Origin of the sequence: Chryseobacterium sp. MYb328 (assembly GCF_037572595.1) — a bacterium.
In the GTDB taxonomy this organism is placed as follows: domain Bacteria; phylum Bacteroidota; class Bacteroidia; order Flavobacteriales; family Weeksellaceae; genus Chryseobacterium; species Chryseobacterium pennae.
In genome coordinates this window covers 223101-248567 of the sequence record NZ_JBBGZQ010000004.1, presented here as the reverse complement: position 1 = coordinate 248567, position 25467 = coordinate 223101, and the positions used below count along the sequence as shown (strand labels likewise).

The 25467-nt window shown below is 38.9% G+C and carries 1 protein-coding gene (cut by a window edge); it reads left to right on the top strand.

Features of this window, described 5'->3' with window-relative positions; all coding sequences use genetic code 11:
* Positions 1 to 187: 187 nt before the first annotated feature.
* On the top strand, positions 188 to 25467 hold the 5' portion of the coding sequence (locus tag WH267_RS06645) for a non-ribosomal peptide synthase/polyketide synthase (protein ID WP_340006735.1). The gene runs 18931 nt beyond the window's last position; only the first 25280 of its 44211 coding nucleotides appear in the window; its start codon is at positions 188 to 190; its stop codon lies beyond the right edge, outside the window.

Below are 25467 nucleotides of genomic sequence, written 5' to 3'. Positions count from 1 at the left end.
GTAAAAATAAAAGGATACCTAATAAATACATTAAGATTATTCTGCTCTTGGTAACTCAATATTTCTTTAGATCTTATTCCCGAAAGGATAGATCGCTGATGTCCGGAAGTATTTGAACGAGAGTTTTTCAGAATAATTGAATGATGAAAAAAGTACCTAAATCTAACCTACCTAATATCCCTATCTTATGGAAGCATCCCTTATGAAGCTAACCCCATACCAGTCCATTTTTTTCAACGAATGGATGCTGAACCCTTCCCGAAGTGATTATAATATTATATTTGACCAGTCAATGTCTGGTATCATAGACATTCAGAGACTCAATATAAGCTTAGTAAGATTTGTTAATAATCAATTGCTGCTCAACAGCAATGTAGTCAGTCAATCAGGAGATCTATTCTGGAAAAGAAGACCGTTACTGTTGGAAAGCGATCAGATATTGACATTTATTTCTCTGGAGCCAAGCCCCGAAGAAATTCTGCAACTGGCATTACAGCCTTTTGATCTGGAAAATGATCAGCTTGCCAGATTCTATGCCATCCAACTAAAAAATGGGGGATATAGAATTATCCATATCTTTTCCCATATCCTTGTAGATGGATTGAGTGCTAACAGTATTTATACAGAACTGAGTACATATTATAACCATCCTGACTATGAGAATCCAATTAATCTTACAGAGCAGGAAAAACTATATGAAAATCTACGAATTCAACTCGAAGAAACACTGGAAAAAGGAAAATCTGAAATGTCAGATTTCTGGAAAACCAATCTGAAAGAGGTAGAAAATATTGGATTTAAATTTTTAAAAAATAAATCTTCAGAGTCAATCTCAGAAAACAATTCAGAATATCCCAAGAACCCGATAAGTGAACTTCGCTTCAGCTTTCCCGAATCTACTTTTTCAAAAGTAAGACAATTAACATCAAAATATAAACTTACACCTTATACGTACGGACAATTGGTGTTAGCTGTCTTATTGCACAAAATTTCAGGAGTAGATAATCTAGTGATTAACTATCCGGTTGGGATTACGGAAGGCCAGGATTTTATCTTTGGAGCCCATATCAATACGGTTTTAAAAGGGTATAGGTTCAATAAAGATACTTCACTTCAGGATCTTATTGATCAGAATATAGAATATACCAATCAGTTAAAAATAAGCAAAGCCCGATACTTTCCGGTTGAAGATTTAATCAGCTATGCCCCTACTTCTGATATTCTAGAATATGGATTTGTACAAACCAGTCTTAAAGATGTTGTGATTCATTATGAGGGCGCAAATGATGTCATTATCAATAGCGATCTGAATGTGGATCTTGTAGGAAAGCTGTCATTCGAACAGGAGGTAAGAAACGGGCAACTCAACTATAAAGTCCGGTATGCTAATCAGGTACTCAGCCAGGAGCTGGTATTTAATTTTACTGAAATTTATCAAAAACTGTTTATCGATATCCTTGAAGAGTTACTGGAAGGAAAAACAGAAAGTTTAATAACCCATTATCAGCTTTTAAAAGATGAAGCATTCCAGGCAGTAATCAAAGACTGGAATAACACAGGTTCTGATCACGTTGTAAGGGGGACAATTCATCAATTATTTGAAGAGCAGGCAGCCAGAACGCCGGATAACACCGCACTTGTATTCCATCAAACTAGGCTTACTTACAAAGATCTGAATGAAAGGGCAAACCGGCTGGCAAATTACCTTGTTAAGACTTATGATCTTAAGTCTGAAGATTTGATTCCTTTATGCCTGGAACGTTCAGAAAATATGCTGGTTGCTATTCTTGCCGTTTTAAAGGCTGGAGCAGCCTATGTTCCGATGGATCCGTCATATCCTTCAGACAGAGTTGAGCATATTCTTAGTGATACCGGAGCTAAAATAGTATTGGCCCAATATTCAACACAAGAAAAGGTTCAACCAGCTGAGGTTGATATTGTTATATTAGATGATTCTACCTTCCAGAATGTAATGGCGGAAATGAATTCCGATAATCTTTCTATGGATGTAAGTCCGGATAATATGGCCTATGTGATCTACACCAGCGGAACCACAGGAGTTCCTAAAGGAGTAATGGTAGAGCATAAAAATGTAGTTAATCTGGTAGATCAGGTACAGGAGGCTTATGGTTACAGTAAAGGAGAAAAGATAACAGCCTATACTTCTTATGTATTTGATGTATCCGTCTCCGAATTTTTCAATGCTTTATTCTATGGAAATGAACTGCACATATTAGGAGAAGATATCAAGAAAGATGCAGATTCTATCAGCAGATATTTACTTTTCAATGAAATAACATATGCTTATCTGCCTCCGGTAATGCTTTCCGTATTACCACGAGTGGAATATCCATCTTTAAAAGGATTGCTGTATGCAGGTGAACCCTGTGATTATGAAACAGGAAAATACTGGTCAGAATATACCAGCCTATATAATCTTTATGGTCCTACCGAAGCTACTATTTATGCTGTTTATAAAAAGGTACACCATGGAGATGTGCATCTTATCGGGCGACCGGTAGGAAATACAACTACTTATGTTTTGGACAAATATCTTCAGCCAGTGCCTGTAGGAGCTGTTGGAGAGCTTTATCTTGGCGGAGCAGGTATTACAAGGGGGTATCTTAACAGACCAGATCTGACTGCGGAACGTTTTATAGAAAATCCTCTTCAGGATGAAGAGGACAAGCTTTATAAAACCGGTGACCTTGTACGCTGGCTTCCTGATGGAAATATCGAATATATCGGACGTAATGATTTCCAGGTAAAAATCAGAGGATACAGAATTGAGCTGGAAGAAATAGAAAATAAACTTCATCAGTTTCCGGGAGTAAAACAATCGGTGGTTCTGGTGAAAGAAAACAAAACAGGAATGAAATATCTTGCCGGATATTATGTTTCTGATAATGAATTGAATACTGAAGATCTTGCAGTGTTTCTTTCCGGGGTTCTTCCGGAATATATGATTCCCGGAGCTTTTGTACATCTTACGGAGCTTCCGCTTACTGTAAACGGAAAACTGGACAGAAAGCAGCTTCCGGAGCCTGAATTTACAGGGAACAGAGAATATACTGCTCCACAGAATGAATTACAGGACAGGCTTTGCCGGATCTATGGTGAAATACTTGGATTGAATAGTGAAACCATCAGTATTTATGATGATTTCTTCCGTCTGGGAGGAAACAGTATCATGGCAATAAAGCTCATCAGTAAAATACAGTATGAATTGAAACTACAGTCTAATGTGGCCATGGTTTTCAGTCATAAAACGGTTGTTTCCCTTGCTGAGGTATTAAGTGGAGAAAATAATATTGCTCAACAGGAAAAAATTACACCTGTACTGGTGGGTTCCGTGGAAGAACAGCGTTTATCTTTTGCTCAGGAAAGACTTTGGTTTATTGAAAAATATGAGGAAGGAAGTAATGCTTACAATATTCCGATGGTATTTCAGCTTGGAAATCATGTGCAGGCAGAACTTCTTCAACGGTCTTTTGAACTATTGATTCAGCGTCATGAAGTATTGCGCAGTATAATCCGATCCACAGAAGATGGAATAGGATATCAGATGGTTACTGAGCAAAATATTCAGCTTTCTATACAGGATGTTCAGACAAAAGAGGAATTGGATGAGAAGATCAATATAGCTAATAATACCATCTTCCGGTTAGAAGAAGAACTCCCATTAAATGTCTCCCTTTTCACTCTGAAAGATCAGAAATACTTATCCGTTGTAGTTCATCATATTGCTTTTGATGGCTGGTCTACGGATATTTTCATCAAAGAATTTAACAGTATTTATCATAGTCTTGCAGAAGGAAAAACACCACAACTTAAGGCTTTACCTATTCAATACAGAGACTTTGCTTTATGGCAGAGAAATTATCTTGCAGGAGAAACTCTCGATCAGCAGATACATTACTGGAAGGATAAACTTGAAGGATTTCAGACTCTGGATCTTCCCTTGGATCTTAAAAGACCAACACAAACCTCCTATAAAGGAGCCACGGAATATTTCAATTTGCCAACAGATCTTGTAACAGACCTGAGAGAGCTTTCAAAAGATTTAGGCGTAAGTTTATACAGCGTGATGCTGAGTGGGTATTCGCTGATGTTGTCAGCTTACTCGGGGCAGAATGATATTATTGTGGGAAGTCCTGTTGCCAATCGTCACCATGCTGGCTTGGAAGATATCATTGGATTCTTTGTTAACACGTTGGCATTAAGAGAAAAAATAGATCCTGAACAGGAAATTAAAGACTTTATTTTACAGGTTTCTCAATCGGTAATGGAAGCACAGTCTCATCAGGATCTTCCGTTTGAAAAACTGGTAGAAGAGCTGAATATAGATCAGGATATGTCCCGTCACCCGATTTTCCAGGTAATGTTTGGGCTTCAGAGCTTTGATGGCGGAATATATACAGCCAATGCTGATGAAGCCATACTGCTTCCTTTTGATGGTGATATTGATTATCAGACAGCGAAGTTTGATCTGACTATGATGATCGATGATAATGGAGAAACAGTACGTGGAATATTCAATTATGCAGTATCCCTTTTCAACAGAGATACGATTCTGCGTATGAAAGAGACTTATGTGATTCTTCTAGAGCAACTTGTGAGCCTTAGAAGTCAAAAAGAAGAAAGCTTTAAGATCAGTGGTCTTCATTTGATGACTAATAAAGATCATAAAAAGATTATAGAAGATCAGAATACAATAGAAATAACCTATCCAGAATCACATACCCTTCACAGGCTATTTGAAGATCAGGTACAAAGAACTCCGGATCGTACGGCATTGGTATACCAGAATGTACAGTTGTCTTACCATGAGCTGAATACCAAAGCGAACCGACTTGCCCATTATCTTATTGAAACCTATAATCCTCAGCCTGAGGATATGATTCCTTTATTTCTGGAACGCTCAGAAGATATGATTGTGGCCATTCTTGCTGTCCTGAAAACCGGGGCGGCTTATGTTCCGATGGATCCATCCTATCCGGCAGACAGAATAAGACACATTCTGGATGATACCGATACAGAAATCATTCTTACCCAGGAAAAAATAGCTGAAAAAATCCAGAATATAGACCTTACGAAGAGCATTATTGCCTTGGATGAGGTCTCTTTCAGAGAACTTATTGAAAAAAGTAATGCTGAAAATCCGGAGACTGAAACGAAGTCACACCATCTTGCTTATGTAATTTATACCAGTGGGACTACAGGTGTTCCTAAAGGCGTAATGATAGAACACAAAAGTGTGGTGAATGTAGTGACCCAGATAAGAGATGCTTATGGGTTCAGTGAAAATGAGAAGATAACGGCTTATACATCTTACGTATTTGATGTTTCGGTATCAGAATTTTTTAATGCTTTATTATATGGAAATGAGCTGCATGTATTGGATGAAACCATTAAAAAAGATGCAGACTCAATAAGCAGATATTTACTTGATCATCAGATAGCGTATGCCTATTTACCACCGGTAATGTTATCCGTATTGCCCCGTATACAATACCCCAACCTCAAAGGATTACTGTATGCCGGAGAACCATGTGATTACGAAACAGGAAAATACTGGTCAGAATATACAACCCTTTATAACCTTTACGGGCCAACAGAAGCTACAATTTATGCAACCTACAAAAAAGTAGAACATGGAGATGTGCATTTGATCGGACATGCTGTGGGAAATACTTCAGTGTATGTATTGGATGCCCTTCACCGTCCGGTTCCGTTAGGAGCTGTTGGAGAACTTTATCTTGGCGGAGCTGGCATTGCACGAGGCTATCTGAACAGGCCGGAGCTGACTTCGGAACGCTTTATTTCAAATCCTTTTCAGACAGAAGAGCAGAAAAAACAAGGTAAAAACGGAAAACTTTATAAAACAGGAGATTTAGTAAAATACCATACTGATGGAGAGTTAGAATACATCGGACGTAACGACTTCCAGGTAAAGATCCGTGGTTATAGGATTGAGTTAGGAGAGATTGAAAACAAACTACAGGGAAATCCGGCAATCCGGCAGTCAGTAGTTCTTGCAAAAACCAATAAAGCAGGATTGAAATATCTTGCCGGATATTACGTATCAGATTCAGTGATAGAATCTCATGTGATTTCAGAATTTTTGGCAGAAACTCTACCAGAATATATGATTCCGAGCGTGTATGTATATCTTGAACAGCTTCCGTTAACGATCAATGGAAAACTGGACAGAAAACAATTACCGGAACCAGAATTTACAATCAGCAAAGGCTATACAGCTCCTGAGAATAAGTTACAGGAAAGACTATGTCAGATCTATGCAGACGTTTTGGGTCTGGAAGCTTCAGTCATTGGAATTCATGAAGATTTCTTCCGTTTGGGAGGAAACAGTATCATGGCCATAAGATTGATCAGCAGCATCAAAAAAACGTTAGATATATCAATAGGAGTAGCAGTTGTGTTTACTCATAAAACAGTAGCTTCCCTTTCCAACATTATTGGAAGTAATGCTGTTACGGATATTCAGGAAACTATTGTTCCGGTAGAGGTTTCTTCTCCTGAAGAGCAGAGACTGTCTTTTGCACAGGAAAGATTATGGTTTATAGAAAACTTTGAAGGCGGAAGTAACGCTTACAATGTTCCAATGGCTTTCAGATTAGGCAAAGGAATAGAACTGGATATTCTTCAGAGATCATTAGAGACTGTAGTAATGCGCCACGAAGTACTTCGTTCCGTAATCCGTACTGCGGAAAATGGAGTGGGCTATCAGGTGGTTACAGATTTTGTTCCTGAACTTCATTATAGAGAAGTTGAATCCAAAGAGGAGCTGGAGAACAGCATAGATCAGTGTGCCCATAAAATATTCCGTCTGGAAGAAGAAATTCCGGTGGAAACTACCATTTTCAGATGGGAGAAAGATCATTACCTGTCCGTTGTGGTTCATCACATCGCATTTGACGGATGGTCTGCCGATCTGCTCTTAAAAGAAATACAAATCATATACAATGCTTTTGCTAAAGGGGAAAGTCCTCAGCTTCCGGAATTAAATATTCAGTATAAAGACTTTGCTTTATGGCAGAGAAATTATCTTACAGGAGAGACACTGAAGAAACAGATCAACTACTGGAAAAATAATCTTGAAGACTTTGAGGCACTTAGTTTGCCTTTAGATTTCAAACGACCAGCCAATATCTCTTATGAAGGAGCAAGCGTTCATTTTAGCCTTTCTCCGGAAGTAGGTCTAGGATTGAGAGCTATTTCCAGAGAATGGGGAGTAAGCTTATACAGCGTGATGTTAGGTGGATATTACATGATGCTTTCTGCTTATTCAGGGCAGGAAGATATTGTGGTGGGAAGTCCGATTGCAAACCGTCATCATGAAGGTCTTGAAGATATGATCGGTTTCTTTGTGAATACGCTGGCGCTGAGAGAGAAGATCAATGCAGAGCAGGAGCTTAAAGACTTTATTCTTCAGATTTCAAAATCAATAACAGAAGCGCAGTCTTATCAGGAGCTGCCATTTGAAAAGCTGGTAGAAGAACTGGATATAGAACAGGACACTTCAAAACATCCTGTTTTCCAAGTGATGTTTGGAGTTCAGAGCTTCGGAATGAATCCTGATAGTGAAGCTGTATTTACACCTTTACATCATGAGATCAATTATCAGGCTGCGAAGTTCGATCTGACGACGATGATTGATGACGGCGAAGAAACAATCAGAGGAATATTCAATTATGCGACTTCTCTTTTCAAAAAAGAAACGATTCTGAGAATGCAGAATACTTACGTTCTTCTTCTGGATCAATTAGCTAAAATAGCAGAGAGTAGCGATAAAAATATAAAAATCAATGAATTCCGTCTTCTGGAAGATTCAAATTACAGCCAGATCACAGAAGATTGGAATGAAATAATTTCTGACTATGCTTCTGATAAAACAATTCATCAATTGTTTGAAGATCAGGTGGCAAAAACACCTGATGCTACAGCTTTAGTGTATCAGGACATTGAATGGTCTTATCAGGAACTGAATGAGAAATCAAACCGCCTGGCAAATTATCTGATCAATACGTATGATATTCAGCCGGATGATCTGATTCCTTTATGTCTGGAACGTTCCGAGAATATGCTGATGACTATACTGGCTGTATTGAAAGCTGGTGCTGGTTATGTTCCAATGGACCCTTCTTATCCGTCAGAAAGAATTGAACATATCCTTCAGGATACGAAAGCCAGGGTTATTTTAGGGCAGGAAAGTACAATGAAACAGCTGGAAAATCAAGCTGTTGATGCCATTGCATTGGATGAGGTTACCTTTAAAGCAATACTTGAAACCTTTGATTCTAATAGTCCTGTTACCAACGTTAAGAGTAATAATTTAGCGTATGTAATTTACACCAGTGGAACAACAGGTATGCCTAAGGGAGTACTGATAGAGCATAAAGGAGTAGCCAATTTGATACAGCAGCATGCTAAAGAATATGGATTTATCTCTGAACAGCCTGTTCTGCAGAAAAACTGCCTTTGGTATGCCAACTATGTATTTGATGCCCATGTTGCTGAATTATACCCGGCGCTTGTACATGGACAGTCTGTACATCTTCTGAATAAAGAAACCCAAACAGACCTGGTTGGATTACAGCAATATATAATAGAAAAAGATATTAAAGTTGCTACCATCCCACCGGTTCTATTAACTAAAGAATACATCCTTCCTTTAGAAACGCTTTTGGTTGCAGGTGATATCACCAATCCACAGGTCATGGCTCTGTATAAAAAACATGGAGTAGATTTGGTTAATGCTTATGGGCCAACAGAAAGTACCGTATGTGCAACCTTGCACCATTATAACGAGGATGAAAATCCGTTAAATATCGGAGGTCCGATCGGGAATGTAAAAGTTTATGTTTTAGACCAACACTTAAGACCTGTTCCTGTAGGAGGAGTGGGAGAGCTCTATGTAGGAGGAGCAGGAATCGCAAGAGGCTATCTGAACAGACCTGACCTTACAGAAGAACGTTTTATCAAAAACCCTTTCCAGACTTTAGATCAGAAGACAAAAGGAGAAAATGGACGTCTGTATAAAACAGGTGACCTTGTGCGTTGGTTATCGAATGGTGAGCTGGAATATATTGGAAGGAATGACTTCCAGGTAAAGATCCGCGGCTATAGAATCGAATTAGGTGAGATTGAGGATAAACTGTTAACCTATCCGGGAATCCGTCAGTCAGCAGTATTGGCTAAGGAAAATAATGCAGGCTTAAAATATCTTGCAGGGTATTATGTTTCTGAAAACCCTATAGATTCAGCAATCCTTTCAGAGTATTTATCTCAATCCTTACCGGAATATATGGTACCGGGGGCATTTGTTCACTTAACCTCTTTTCCATTGACAATCAATGGTAAACTGGACAGAAGAGCATTGCCGGAACCCAATTTTACCGGAAATAAAGAATATACAGCTCCGGAAACAGAGCTGCAGAAAAAATTATGTCAGATCTATAGTGAGGTTTTAGGTCTTTCTTTAGGCAGTATCGGCATTCATGATGATTTCTTCAGATTGGGTGGAGACAGTATTATCAGCATTCAGTTGGTAGGAAGAATCCGTCAGCAGATGGAAATAAGATTGAGTGTTAAAGAAGTTTTTGCTGCCCGTACTACAGCTTCTCTGGCGTTACTGATAGAGAATAAAAAGAAAGAAGAGGAAAACCACATCGTTTCAGAACAGGGATTATTACAGGGCGAAGTTCAACTTTTACCGATTCAGGAATGGTTTTTCAATCAGATAAAATCAGGATATTTAGAAGATTTCAACCACTGGAATCAGGCCTTCCTCATTAATGTTCCAAAACTTGATAAGGAGCTGTTGGAACAGTCTGTACAATATCTGATTGAAAGACATGATGCCCTCAGACTTCAGTATCAGCATAAGAACGGAAAATACATCCAACAGTATAGTGAAGCGAAAACACTCTCAATCAATTATCTCAATATTTCAGGCCTGAATCAGGAAGAACTATCAGGGGTTTTAACCGATTGGCAGTCTCATTTTGATATTGAAAGCAGTCCGTTATATAGTATTGGATATATTGATGGCTATCAGGATGGTAGTGCAAGGATTTATTTTGCATTCCATCACCTGATTATTGATGCTGTAAGTTGGAGAATTATCACCGAAGATTTAAAAAATATTTATCAGTCTCTTGAAAGAGGAGATATAAAAACAATTACATCCTATACCAAAGGAACCAGCTATCGTCAGTGGGTAGAAGCTGTAAAGAGATACAGATCAGAATCTCAGGAACAGGAGCATTCTCGTTGGAATACTATTGCAGATACTGTTGCAGAGAATAATAGAAATCTGGAACTTTTCATAGGTGAAGATTACCAGCAGAGTCAATTGATGATATCTGAAGAAACAACGCAAAAGCTAATTAGAGGAGTTCATCAGGTTTACAATACGCAAATCAATGATCTGTTACTTTCTGCATTATCTCTTGCGCTTTCAGAATTAACCGGACAGGAAAATCATTCTGTTGTTCTGGAAAGCCATGGCCGCGAAGAAATATCCAATCATCTTGATATTACAGAAACAGTAGGTTGGTTTACTTCTATGTATCCGATGCTTTTAACCAAAAGAGAAGATTGGGCAGATACTGTAATTGGAACTAAAGAATCACTGAGAAGTATTCCTCACAACGGAATCGGCTATGGAAGCCTGATGGGTTATACAGAGCACGAGTTGCCTAAAATCAGCTTTAATTATCTGGGACAACTGGATCAGGAAACCGGAGAAAAGAACTGGTTTATTGCCGCTGAAGACAGTGGGCTGAGTATTGGAAATAAAAATAAAGACAGTTATTATATCAGTATCAATGGTGCTGTCATAGGCGGTAAGCTTCAGTTTAAAATTTCCGGTCATCTGAAGGATAAGCAGATTAGTCAGTTCTCAGAATCTTTTAAAACAAAAATAGAGGAAGTTATTGACTGGCTTTCACAGACAAACAGAAGCTTTTTGACTCCATCCGATGTAGATTATATAGTTGAAGAAAGTCAGCTTGCAGATATTCAGAAAGAAGGTGAAATAGAAGGAATTTATCTGGGTAACAGTTTACAGGAAGGATTTGTATACCACGCTCTAAATCAGGGTGAAACAGATGATGCCTATCGTGTACAGCTGATTTGGGATTATTTTGCCGAAATCATACCTGAAAATCTGAAAAAGTCGTGGGAATTTACCCAAAAACGATATCCTGCATTAAGAATAAAATTTAACTGGAATGGAGAAATCGTTCAGGTTATCGATAAAAAAGGAAATCTGGATTGGAGGTATCAGGATATCAGCAGCATCAATGAAGAGGATCAGAATAGCCTGATTGAAGAAATAACACAAAATGACCGCTTTGAGGTTTATGATTTATCCAAAGGAAACCTTTTCAGAGTTTACCTTTTCAAACGAGGAGAAAACCATTATAGTTGCTTGCTAAGTAACCATCATGCAATTCTGGATGGATGGAGCTTACCTGTTATTCTGAACAGTGTTCATGAATCTTATCTTCAACTGAACAAAAATCATCAGCCTGAGCTTGTAGCTGATACAGCCTATACAGATACCCAAAAATATCTGCAGCAAAATAAAGAGATCAGCAGCAGTTTCTGGAAAAGTTATATGGATCAGATTGAAGATCAGGAAGATCTGACTAATCTGTTGAAAGAAAGTCAAAGGCATACAGATCTGGGTATTTATAAGCATATCAAAGACCATCAGGATGTAGAACTTTTGATAGAAGGTGAGCAATATCAGCAATTAAAAGAATTTACCCAGGCAAATGGCTTTACTGTAAATGCTGTCTTGCAGTATTTGTGGCATAACCAATTGAAGATCTACAGCAACTCGGAAGTTACTGTAGTGGGAACCACCATATCCGGAAGAAACCTTCCTGTTGACGGAATAGAATCTTCTGCAGGACTTTACATCAATACTTTACCACTTATTGTAACCCATGAAGAAGGTAAAGTCAAAGATCATATTATAAAAATACAGGAGAATATCAGTGAGCTTAATAGTCATAGTGATGTTAACCTGGCCGCCCTTCAGCGTGACGGACGCAGAATTTTCAGCAGCTTATTTGTGTATGAAAACTATCCTGTTCCTCAGGGAGAAAATAACAACGAATTAGGATTTGTATTCAGAGATGCAGTAGAAAGACTGGATTATCCGCTGGGAGTAACAGCTTTTGAGCGTGACGAGAGGGTTTCACTGGTGATAAGCTATGAAGGACATCTGTTTGATAATGGAATGATGAATCAGCTGCTCAAAGGCATGAAAACAATTCTGAATCAGCTATTGGAAGATCCTGAAATGAATTCCAAAGATCTGTCTTATATCACTTCCGAAGATGAGAAAAAAATAATCCTGGACTGGAACAATACTTGGACTGAATTTCCAACCGGAAAAACCATCCAAAGTATGTTTGAAGCGCAGACAGCTAAAACACCGGATCGCATAGCTTTGGTATATCAGGATGTAACCTTATCTTATAGAGAGCTTAATGAGCGTGCAAACAATCTTGCCAACTATCTGAACAATACTTACGATCTCCAGCCGGATGATCTTGTTCCTTTATGTCTTGAGCGTTCAGAAAACATGCTGATTGCTATTTTAGCCGTATTAAAATCCGGAGCAGCTTACGTTCCGATGGATCCTACCTATCCAACAGACAGAATGGAACACATTCTTCAGGATACACAGGCAAAAATAGTTATCACCCAGAATAATGTTGAGGCAAAATTCAATGAAATTCAGTCAGCAAAAGCAGAAATTCTGTTGTTAGATGATGAAAAACTGATAGAAAAGCTTAAAAACAGCAGTATTGATAATCCGGTTAATCAAACTCAGGCAGACGACCTGGCTTATGTGATCTACACCAGTGGAACAACAGGAATGCCTAAAGGAGTAATGATTGAGCATACAGGAGTGATAAACCTGGTTAGCGATCTTTATACCCGCTATAACCTGAATGAATCCGAAATTATTCTTCAGTTTGCCAACTATGTATTTGATGCCTCGGTAGAGCAGATTTTCTTAGGATTATTGAATGGTTGTCAATTACTGTTCATAGACAATCAGGAAATGCTGAATGAAGAGGAATATATCAGAAAATTAAAAGAGCATAAAGTAACCTATCTGCCTTTTACACCATCTGTATTACAAAATATAGATGTTACAACGGTGGAAACTGTACGAACATTAGATTCCGGAGGGGAAGCTTTGCCGGCAGATCTGTATAACAAATTGAAAAAAGGAGACTTCCTGTTTGTCAATTCTTATGGGCCTACAGAAGTTACCATTACTTCCCTTGTAAATACCAACCGTGATATCAACTGTATTGGTCGCCCACTCAATAATACAAGTATATACGTTCTGGATCAGTTTTACCGTCCGGTTCCGGTAGGTGCTGTAGGTGAGCTTTATATTGGAGGAAGCGGAGTAGCCCGTGGATATTTGAACAGACCTGATCTTACCGAAGAACGATTTGTTCATAATCCTTTCCAAACAGAAGAGCAGAAAATCAAAGGTGAAAACAGCAGGATTTATAAAACCGGAGACCTTGTACGCTGGCTTCCGGACGGAAATATTGATTATATCGGAAGAAACGATTTCCAGGTAAAAATAAGAGGATTCCGTATAGAGCTGGGAGAAATAGAAAACAGATTACTGCAGTATCCGGGAATTCGCCAGGGAACAGTTCTGGTGAAAGAGAACAATGCCGGACTGAAATATCTTGTAGGCTACTATGTTGCTGATACAGGAATAGACACTCGTCTGATTTCAGAATTTATGTCAGAGACACTCCCTGAGTACATGATACCCGCTGCATTTATGCATCTGACCACGTTACCACTGACGATCAATGGTAAGCTTGACAGAAAGCAGCTTCCTGAACCTGAATTTACCGTAAATAAAGAATACACAGCACCTCAAAATGACCTGCAGAAAAAGCTTGTAGAGATTTATGGAGAAGTGCTGGGATTGAATGCAGAAAATATTAGTATCCATGATGATTTCTTCAGATTAGGAGGGAATAGTATCATGGCGATCAAACTAATCAGCAAGATCAAACAGAGTGTAGAATTACAGGTAAATGTTGCTAAAATCTTCAGCAATAAAACAGTAGCTACCTTAGAAAAAGCTCTGATGGAAGACAATAATCCAACAGAGCAGGTAAGCTTAAAACCTGTTAAAATAAATACCCCGGAAGAGCAGAGATTATCCTTTGCTCAGGAAAGACTTTGGTTTATAGAAGCTTATGAAAAAGGCAGCAATGCCTACAACATTCCGATGGCCGCTGTTCTGGATGAAAAAACAGATATTGATGCTTTAAGTATGGCCTTAAAGACTGTTGTAAACCGCCATGAAGTACTTCGTTCAGTTATTAGAACGACTGAAGAAGGAGTAGGATATCAGGTGGTTACAGACTTACTTCCGGAAATTAAAACAACAGAAGTACATACCAGAAAAGATCTCGATCAGTGTATCAATCAATGCGCCAATAGGGTATTTAACCTTGATGAAGAAATTCCGGTACATATAGAATTATTTACATTTGAAAATCAGACTTATATATCCATTGTCATCCACCACATTGCTTTTGACGGATGGTCTACCGATATATTCCTGAACGAAGTGCAGACAATTTACAATAACCTGATTAAAGGAGAAGTTGCTGAACTTTCAGCATTGAAAATTCAATATAAGGATTTTGCTTTATGGCAGAGAGATTACCTTACAGGAGACCGTCTGGAACAACAGATCGGCTATTGGAAAAATCAGCTTGAAGACTTCCAGAATCTTGATCTTCCGACAGACTTCCGAAGACCTTCACAAATATCATATGAAGGAGAGAACCTGTACTTCAATCTGACTGCAGGACAGGGTGAAAAACTTAGAAAATTATCCAAAGATCTTGGAGTAAGTCTTTATAGTGTAATGCTTGGGGGATATTACCTTATGCTTTCTGCTTATTCAGGACAGGATGATATTGTAGTAGGAAGCCCGATTGCTAACCGTCACCATGCCGGATTAGAGGATATCATCGGATTTTTTGTGAATACACTCGCTTTAAGAGAAAAAATAGATCCGAAACAAAGTCTTAAAGACTTTATTCTTCAGGTATCAAAATCCGTGACAGAAGCTCAGTCACATCAGGATCTTCCATTTGAAAAACTAGTAGACGAACTGGGAATCGAACAGGATACTTCAAGACATCCGGTCTTCCAGGTAATGTTCGGATTACAAAATGAAACGGAACTTATTCAGAATGAAGAGGCTCTGTTTTATCCATTTGATGGAGAACTTGGCTATCAGGTAGCGAAGTTTGACCTGACTACCATGATTGATGACAATGGAGAAAACATCCATGGAATGTTCAATTATGCTAAAGCAATATTTTCAAGGGAAACGATTCAAAATATGATCGATTCTTATCTGTTTTTGCTTAATCAGATTGCAGAAACTGATGAATATGAAAAAACAGAGCTTTCAGGATTACAGCTTGTTCCACAGGAAAACTATAAAAATATTACTGAAAACTGGAATGCTACCCGTAAGGAATATCCATCAGAAATGACTATTCATGGGCTGTTTGAAAATCAGGTTGAAAAAACTCCGGATCAGACGGCAATAGTATATCAGAATGTCAAACTGTCTTACAAAGAATTAAACGAAAGAGCTAACCGTCTTGCCAACCATCTTATTGAAGCTTATCATCTTCAACCGGGTGATCTCGTTCCTTTATGTCTTGAGCGTTCAGAAAATATGCTGATTGCTATTCTGGCCGTATTAAAGACTGGTGCGGCTTATGTACCAATGGATCCTTCATATCCATCAGACAGAATTCATCATATTCTGAAAGATACAGGGGCAAAAATAATATTGGCAGAAGAAAAAACGGCTGATAAAACAGAACATTCAAATGTAATCGCATTGGATGAGGTTAGTTTTAAAGCAATACTTGAAACAGCTGATTCTAATAATCCTGCAACCAGTACAAAATCTACAGATCTGGCGTATGTTATTTACACCAGTGGAACAACAGGATTGCCAAAAGGAGTAATGATCGAACATCGTGGAGTGATAAACCTCATTGGATCAATGATAAAAGCCCATCAGCTTGAAGTATTTCAGGAAGTAGGATGCTATTCCAATTATGTATTTGATGCCTTTGTTTATGAAGTATTCCCGGTGCTTTGTAACGGAAATACCTTATGGTTGTACAGCAATGATCTCAGAACTTCAGTAGGAGAGCTTAATGACTATATCAATGAAAATAAAATAGAAGTTTCATTTATACCTCCGGTTCTGTTGAGAGAAATCGTTGAAAATGGAACAAGTCTGAAACTGATTTTTGCAGGAGGAGAAAGCTTCCCGTCTTTAGATCAGAATATTGATGATATTATCCTTATTAATGAGTATGGCCCGACAGAAGGAACTGTTTGTTCTACTTTACACCATTATAAAGACGATTACAATCCATTAAACATTGGAGGACCAATCGATAATATGAGCGCTTATGTACTGGATCAGCACCATCGTGTTGTTCCGGAAGGAGCTATAGGAGAATTGTATATCAGTGGAGCTGGAATTGCCAGAGGATATCTTAACAGACCAGAGCTTACTGAAGAACTTTTCATTGCCAATCCTTTCCAGACCAAGGAACAGAAAGAAAGAGGAGAAAATGAACGTCTGTATAAAACAGGAGACTTGGTACGTTGGCTAGGAAATGGTGAATTGGAATATATCGGAAGAAATGACTTCCAGGTTAAAATAAGAGGACACAGAATTGAGTTAGGGGAAATTGAAAATACCCTGCAGCAATATCCTGAAATCAAACAAACCGTAGTTTTAGCTAAAGAAAATCAGGCAGGACTGAAATACCTTGCAGGATATTATGTGTCTGATAATGTGATAAACTCTGATGTGATTTCAGACCATTTATCAGCATCATTACCAGAGTATATGATTCCGGCAGTGTTTGTTCATTTAACCTCTTTACCATTAACAATCAATGGAAAACTGGATAGAAGAGCGTTGCCGGAACCGGAATTTACAGGCGGAAAAGAATATACAGCTCCTGAAACTGATCTACAGAGAAAATTATCCACAGTTTATGGTGAAGTATTGGGAATTCCATCTGAGGCAATCAGCATTCATGATGACTTCTTCAGACTGGGGGGAAACAGTATCATGGCTATTAAACTCATCAGTAAGATTAAGCAGGTCTTAGGAACACAAATTGCTGTAGCAACTGTTTTCAGTCATAAAACGATAGCTTCTCTTTCTCTTGTGTTGGCAGATGAAAATAATGCAGCAGAACAGATCGTTATTACTCCTGTCACGGTAAATTCTCCGGAAGAACAAAGATTATCCTTTGCTCAGGAAAGGCTTTGGTTTATCGAAAATTATGAAGGCGGAAGCAGTGCTTATAACATCCCAATGGTTTTCCGTTTAGATGAAAAAACTGATCTGCAGGCATTATGTAATGCTTTGGATGCCGTTATAATACGTCATGAAGTACTTCATTCCGTGATCCGTATGACAGATGATGGTTTAGGCTGGCAGGCTGTGATAAATGATCTTCCGGTAATCCATCAGGAGGAAGTAAAAACGATGGCTGAACTGGAAGAAAAAGTAAGCCTTATTGCCAATAAAGTCTTCAATCTGGAACAGGAGCTGCCAGTCAATATCCATATTTTCAAACTTGAAAATGAGTATTATCTGTCTGTGGTTATTCACCATATTGCATTTGACGGATGGTCTGCAGGAGTATTCCTGAAAGAAGTCATCCATATTTATGAAGCCATTAAAGAAGAAAAAACTCATGATCTTCCGGCTTTAAAAATTCAGTACAAAGACTTTGCTTTATGGCAGAGAAATTATCTGACAGGTGAACGCTTGGATACTCAGGTTAATTACTGGAAAAATAAACTTGGTGGCTTCCAGAATCTTGATCTGCCATCAGACTTCAAGAGACCGGCTCAGATGTCTTATGACGGAGACAGTATTTATTTCCGCATCAATGAAGAGCAGAGCCAAAAACTACGGGAATTGTCAAAAGATCTTGGTGTAAGCTTATTCAGCATCCTTTTAGGAGGATATTATCTAACGCTTTCTGCTTATTCTGGACAGGATGATATTGTGGTAGGAAGTCCTATTGCCAACCGTCATCATCTAGGTTTGGAAGACCTCATAGGTTTCTTTGTCAATACCTTAGCGTTAAGAGAAACCATTGATCAGGAGCAAAATACTAAAGATTTTATCCTGCAGGTAGCTCATTCAGTAACAGAAGCACAGTCTTATCAGGACCTTCCGTTTGAAAAATTAGTGGAAGAATTGGGTGTGGAGAAAGATACATCCCGTCATCCGGTATTCCAGGTGATGTTTGGTCTTCAAAGCTTTGGCGAAAACCTTTCCGATAATCAGTCAATCCTTTATCCGTTTGCAGGAAAGGTAGATTATGAAGTCGCTAAATTTGATATTACCACTATGATTGATGATAGTGATGAAAGCATTCATGGAATGTTCAACTATGCTCAATCGGTATTCTCCAGAGAAACAGTTAATAACATGATGAACTCCTATCTGTTTATGCTTGAGCAGATAGCAGATACTAAAGAACAAAAAGATCTTAAGTTATCTCAATTAACTCTTATTTCTCAGGAACAACAACAATCCGTATCAAAATTATGGGCCTCAGAAACTCATTATTCAGATCAGAATACCATTCATGGTTTATTTGAAGCACAGGTTGAAAAAACTCCGGATCACACAGCTATTGTCTATCAGGATATAAGATTATCCTATAAAGAGCTTAATGAACGTTCCAATCGTTTGGCAAACTATCTGATCGCAACTTATGATCTTCAGCCGGATAATCTGGTTCCGTTATGCCTTGAACGTTCTGAAGATATGCTTGTCGCTATTCTGGCTGTTTTAAAAGCCGGAGCAGCCTATGTTCCGATGGATACCTCATATCCGGTAGAAAGAATTAAGCATATTCTTGAGGATACAGGTGCAAAAATAGTACTGACCCACAACAGTTCAGCGCTAACCGTTAAAGAAGCTTGCGGTGAAACGGCTGCTATGCTTATTCTGGACAGCTATGAACTAACGGGAACTCTTGAAAACAGCAGTATTTCCAACCCTGTAGCTCAGGTAGAACCACACCACATGGCTTACGTGATCTATACCAGTGGAACAACAGGAATGCCTAAAGGAGTAATGCAGGAACATCGGAATGTAGCACGTCTTTTCAGTGCAACCGATCATTGGTATCAGTTTAACGATCAGGATGTGTGGAGTTTATTCCATTCCTATGTATTTGATTTCAGTGTATGGGAGATCTGGGGAGCGTTATTGTATGGAGGAAAACTTTTAGTACCATCTTCAGAGCAGACAAAGGATACTAATTTATTCTTCAGCCTGTGTCTGAAAGAAGGGCTTACTGTATTAAATCAGACGCCAACCGCTTTCTATCAGTTTATTGATACAGCCATTCAGCGTGAAGAACTGCTGACAGAGCTGCGCTATGTGATATTCGGAGGAGAAGCATTAAACCTTGCCTCTTTAAAACCATGGTATGAACGTTACCGTTCAAAACCTGAATTGATTAACATGTACGGAATTACTGAAACAACTGTCCATGTTACCTATAAAAAATTAAGTGTAGAAGACCTGAACAAGGCCTCTCTGATTGGAGAAAATATCCCTGACCAGGCGATGTATATCCTTGATTCCCATCTTCGTGCTGTTCCTGTAGGAGCTGTAGGAGAATTGTATGTAGGCGGAGCGGGAATTGCCAGAGGATATCTGAACAGACCCGAACTTACAGCTGAACGCTTTATACAGAACCCTTACCAGACTTTAGAACAAAAAGAATCCGGGAAAAACGGAATTCTGTATAAAACAGGAGATTTAGTTCGCTATCTGCCTGACGGAGAACTTGAATACATCGGAAGAAATGACTTCCAGGTGAAGATCCGTGGTTACAGAATCGAATTGGGAGAAATAGAAAACAGATTACTGGAATATCCGGAAATAAGACAGGCTGTAGTTCTTGCCAAAGAAAATAAAGCAGGAATGAAATACCTGGTAGGCTATTACGTTTCCGATGCTGCTTTGGAAGTTGAGAAGATCACAGAATTTTTATCCGAAGTTCTACCGGAATATATGGTACCGGCAGCTTTTGTTCATTTAACTTCATTACCATTAACGATCAATGGAAAGTTGGACAGAAGGCAGCTTCCTGAACCAGAATTTACAGGTGGAAAAGAATACACCGCTCCACAAACAGAGCTACAGAAAAAATTATGTCAGATTTACGGTGAAGTTCTTGGGCTGGATGCTTCAGGAATAGGTATTCAGGATGATTTCTTCAGACTCGGTGGTGACAGTATCATCAGTATTCAGCTGGTCAGCAGAATAAGACAGCGTTTAGAAACAAGAATAAGCGTTAAAGATGTATTTGCTTCAAAATCAGTAAAGAATATTTCCGAACTGATCGAAAATAAAGCAAAAGAAGAACAAACCCGTATTCTGACAGAGCAGGGACCGCTTACAGGACCTTTATCATTCCTTCCGATCCAGGAATGGTTCTTCCAATTGGTAGAAGAGGAATATATAGGGGATCTGAATCACTGGAATCAATCCTTTTTGATTAAAGTTCCTGAGCTGAACAGAGATTTGCTGGAGCAAAGTGTTAAACTGCTTATTGAAAAACATGATGCCTTCAGAATTCATTATCCGAAAGGAAACGGAAAATATACCCAGCAATACGGAATCAACACCATACCGGAAATAAAATATCTGAATGTTTCAGAAACACAGCCGGAAGCACTTTCAGGTATCCTTACAGAATGGCAGTCGCAGTTTGATATTGAACTGGGGCCGCTATTCCAGATTGGATATATGGAAGGTTATGAAGATAGAAGCGCAAGGGTTTTCTTTGGACTTCATCACCTGATCATTGATGCTGTAAGCTGGAGAATTATTACCGAAGACTTAAAAAATATATATCAGACCCTTGAAAAAGGAAATACTGTTGAGGTTCCGGTAAAAGGAAGCAGCTACCGTCAATGGATTGATGCTATAAAATCCTATAAGAGCGATGATTCTGAATCAAGAGAAACAGAGCGTGCTTATTGGAATACAATAACGGATACAGTAGCAGAGAGCAATGATATACTGAAAGGAGTATCCTCTCCGGAATATCATTATTCCAGTGTTATGCTGGAAGCAGGATATACAGAAAAGCTAATCAGAGAAGTACATCATGTATATCATACGCAGATCAACGATTTGTTGTTATCTGCCTTGGCTTCTGCACTTTCAGACCTTACGGGTGCATCTGCTCATGCCGTTCTGCTTGAAGGGCACGGGCGTGAAGATGTATTTGGAAATATGGATATTACAGAAACCGTTGGTTGGTTTACCTCTATGTACCCACTTCTTCTGAAAGCTGGAAACGATATAAAAGATACCGTGGTTCTGACCAAAGAATCTCTGAGAAGCATTCCGAATAACGGAATTGGCTACGGAAGTCTTGTTGGTTACACAGAAAGAGAGCTTCCAAAGATCAGCTTCAACTATCTCGGACAGCTTGATCAGGAAGAAAGTACAGGAGAGAAAACCTGGTATATTGCTGGAGAAGACAGCGGGAAATCTATGGGAGATAAGAACCGTGATAACGATATTATTACGGTAAACGGAGCTATTGCAGACGGGCAGCTTCGCTTCGGAATCTCAGGATATCTTTCACAGGATCAGGTTGATCTTCTGACAGAAAAATTCAAAGAATATATTCAACGAACAGTTGATGAGTTAGTAACTGAAAAAAGAAACTGGCTTACCCCTTCAGATACAGGAAATATTGTTGGAAGAGAGCAACTGATGCAGATCCAGGAACCGGGAGAAGTTGAAGGCGTTTATCTGGCCAACAGTTTACATGAAGGATTTGTTTACCATGCCTTAAGCCAGGGAGATAAAGATGATGCCTACAGAGTACAGATCCTATGGGATTATCTTGCTGAAATCAACCCTGAAATGCTTAAAAAAGCATGGTCATATACCCAGGAACAGCTTCCAACACTGAGACTTAGATTTGAATGGAGCGAAGAGATTGTACAGGTTATTGATAAAAAAGGAATACTGGACTGGCGTTATCAGGATATTCAGGATATGACCGAAGAGGATCAGGAATCTTTAATTACAGAAACGACTCAAAAAGACCGTTTTGAAGTATATGATCTGTCTAAAGGAAGCCTGTTCAGAGTCTATCTGTTCAAACGTGCAGACCAACGTTATACTTGCCTTTTCAGCAACCACCACGCTATACTTGATGGCTGGAGTATGCCTGTATTCCTGACCATGATTCATGAAGCATACTTAGCACTAATAAAAGGAAAAGCCCTTTCTCCCGATCCGGATAAAGCGTATGCTGAAGCTCAGAAGTTCCTTCAGGAAAATAAAAACAGGAATGGCAGCTTCTGGAAAAACTATATGGGGCTTCTTGAAGATCAGGAAAATCTGAATTGCCTGGTTAAAGAATCCCAGAAACATATTGATCTCGCTGAATATAAACATATTGTAGATCATCAGGCAGTAAAAATGCTGATTGTAGGGGAGCAGTATCAGAAACTGAAAAAATTCACATCTGATAATGGGTTGACAGTCAATGCTGTACTTCAGTTCTTATGGCATAGACAGCTTAGCTTATATAGCAATAGTGCAACAACCGTTGTAGGAACAACCGTATCCGGGCGAAGCATTCCGGTAGATGGAATAGAATCTTCAGTAGGACTTTATATCAATACATTACCATTGATTGTGAACCACGAAGATGGTAAAGCAGTAGATATTATAGCTGAAATTCAGCGCAGGATCAGTGAGTTGAATACACACAGCAGCGTTAACCTGGCAAGCCTTCAACACGATGGACGAAGAATTTTCAGCAGTTTATTTGTGTATGAAAACTATCCGGTACCTAATGGAGAGGAAGATAACGAGCTGGGAACCTTAGGGTTTGTATTAAAAGAATCCGTAGAACGTCTGGATTATCCACTAGGAATCGTTGCTTATGAAAATGAAGATGAGGTACTGTTAAAGATCAAATATGACAGTTTCTTATTTGAAAATGAAACGATGCAGCAATTGCTTCAGGGAATGGAAACAGTCCTTGAGCAGCTCTTAAAAACTTCAGATATTAAATCGGAAGACCTGTTCTATCTTACTTCAGAGCAATATCAGAAGATAACAATAGAATGGAATGCTACAGAAATAGCTTATCCTGAGCAATATACCATTCATAAGCTGTTTGAAGAACAGGTGGGAAAAACTCCGGATAATATTGCTTTGATATTTGAGGATATACAGCTTTCCTATCAGGAGCTGAATCAAAGAGCAAACCGTCTGGCTCATTATCTTATTGAAAATTACGGTCTTCAGCCTGATGATCTGGTTCCGCTATGTATTGAACGTTCAGAGCATATGCTGATCGCTATTCTCGCTGTTTTAAAAGCCGGAGCAGCTTATGTTCCGATGGATCCAACTTATCCGATAGACAGAATTGAACATATTCTGCAGGATACCGGAGCAAAAATTATTCTTACTCAGGAAGAGGTAGAAGAAAAGCAGGGCATGTCCAGAATGGCAGAAACAATTTTGCTGGATAGTAAAGAAATACTTGATAAACTTGAAAATTCAGGAGCTGAAAATCCTGTCACTCAGGCAAAATCAACCAACCTTGCTTATGTTATCTACACCAGTGGAACGACAGGACTTCCAAAAGGAGTAATGGTAGAGCATAAAGGGGTGATCAACCTGATCGAGGATCTGTTTGTCCGTTATCAGTTAGGAAATGAGGAAGTAATTCTTCAGTTTGCCAACTACATATTTGATGCATCTATTCAGCAGATGTTGCTTGCAATACTGAAAGGAAACAGCTTATTATTTATTGAAAATCAAAAAATCCTCAACGAAGAAGCGTTTATACAAACTCTTAACAATCATAACGTTTCTTATGTACACCTTACGCCAACGGTATTGCAAAGCATAGACTTTACCCAGGTTAAGAATCTGCGTACATTGATTTCCGGAGGAGAAGCAATGCCAGCAGATCTGTTTAAAAAATTAAGTGGAAGAAACTTCAGGCTGGTGAATTCCTACGGACCTACAGAAGTGACAATCACTTCCATTGTCAACCCGGAAGGAAAGAATACCAACATTGGCCGACCACTGAACAATACTACAGTATATGTATTGAATAATCATCTTCGTCCGGTACCTGCAGGAGCTATCGGAGAGCTTTATATTGGCGGAGAAGGAATGACCAGAGGATACCTGAACAGACCAGAGCTTACAGCAGAACGTTTCATCAGCAATCCTTTCCAGACCTTAGAACAAAAAGGAAAAGGTAAAAATGGTATCCTTTATAAAACAGGAGATTTGGTACGCTACGATGTCAACGGAGAGCTGGAATATATCGGAAGAAATGACTTCCAGGTGAAGATCCGTGGTTATAGAATCGAGCTTGGCGAAATAGAAAATACTTTATTGCAATATTCCGGTGTAAAACAATCCGTAGTATTGGCCAGAGAAAATAATACAGGAATGAAATACCTGGTAGGCTATTATGTTTCAGAAACGGCTATAGACCCGGATCAGTTTACAGCATTCCTGTCTGAGGCTCTGCCTGAATATATGATTCCTGCCGCTTTTGTACATTTAACATCACTTCCGGTAACCATCAACGGTAAATTAGACAGAAGAGCTCTTCCGGAACCGGATTTCACAGGCGAAAAAACCTATACAGCTCCGGAAAATGAACTGCAGGAAAAACTATGTCAGATCTATGGAGATGTTCTGGGATTAAATACTTCAGATATTGGTATCTATGATGATTTCTTCCGCCTTGGAGGAAACAGTATCATGGCCATCAAGCTGATCAGTAATATCAAAAGAGTGCTGGATATAAGAGTAAGTGTAACCGTTGTATTTGCTCACAAAACAGTTGCTTCTCTTTCTGAAGCTTTAGCAGGTGAAAATATTAACGAACAGGATGTTATAGCTCCTGTAAAAGTCTCCTCACCAGAAGAACAGCGACTTTCATTTGCTCAGGAAAGGCTGTGGTTTATTGAAAATTACGAAGGCGGAAGCAATGCGTACAATATTCCTATGGCTGTCCGTCTTGATGCAAAAGTCAATATTCCGAAGCTATGCAAAGCGCTTGAGACGATTGTAATGCGTCATGAAGTGCTACGAAGTATTATCCGTTCTACAGACGAAGGAAAAGGGTATCAGATTGTAATGGATAAAGCTCCTGAGATTCATACCCGCCACGTTTATACAAGAGAAGAACTGAATGAGGCAATAAACATTGCTTCAGCTAAGATTTTCCGTCTGGATGAAGAATATCCTATAGCCATCAATCTTTT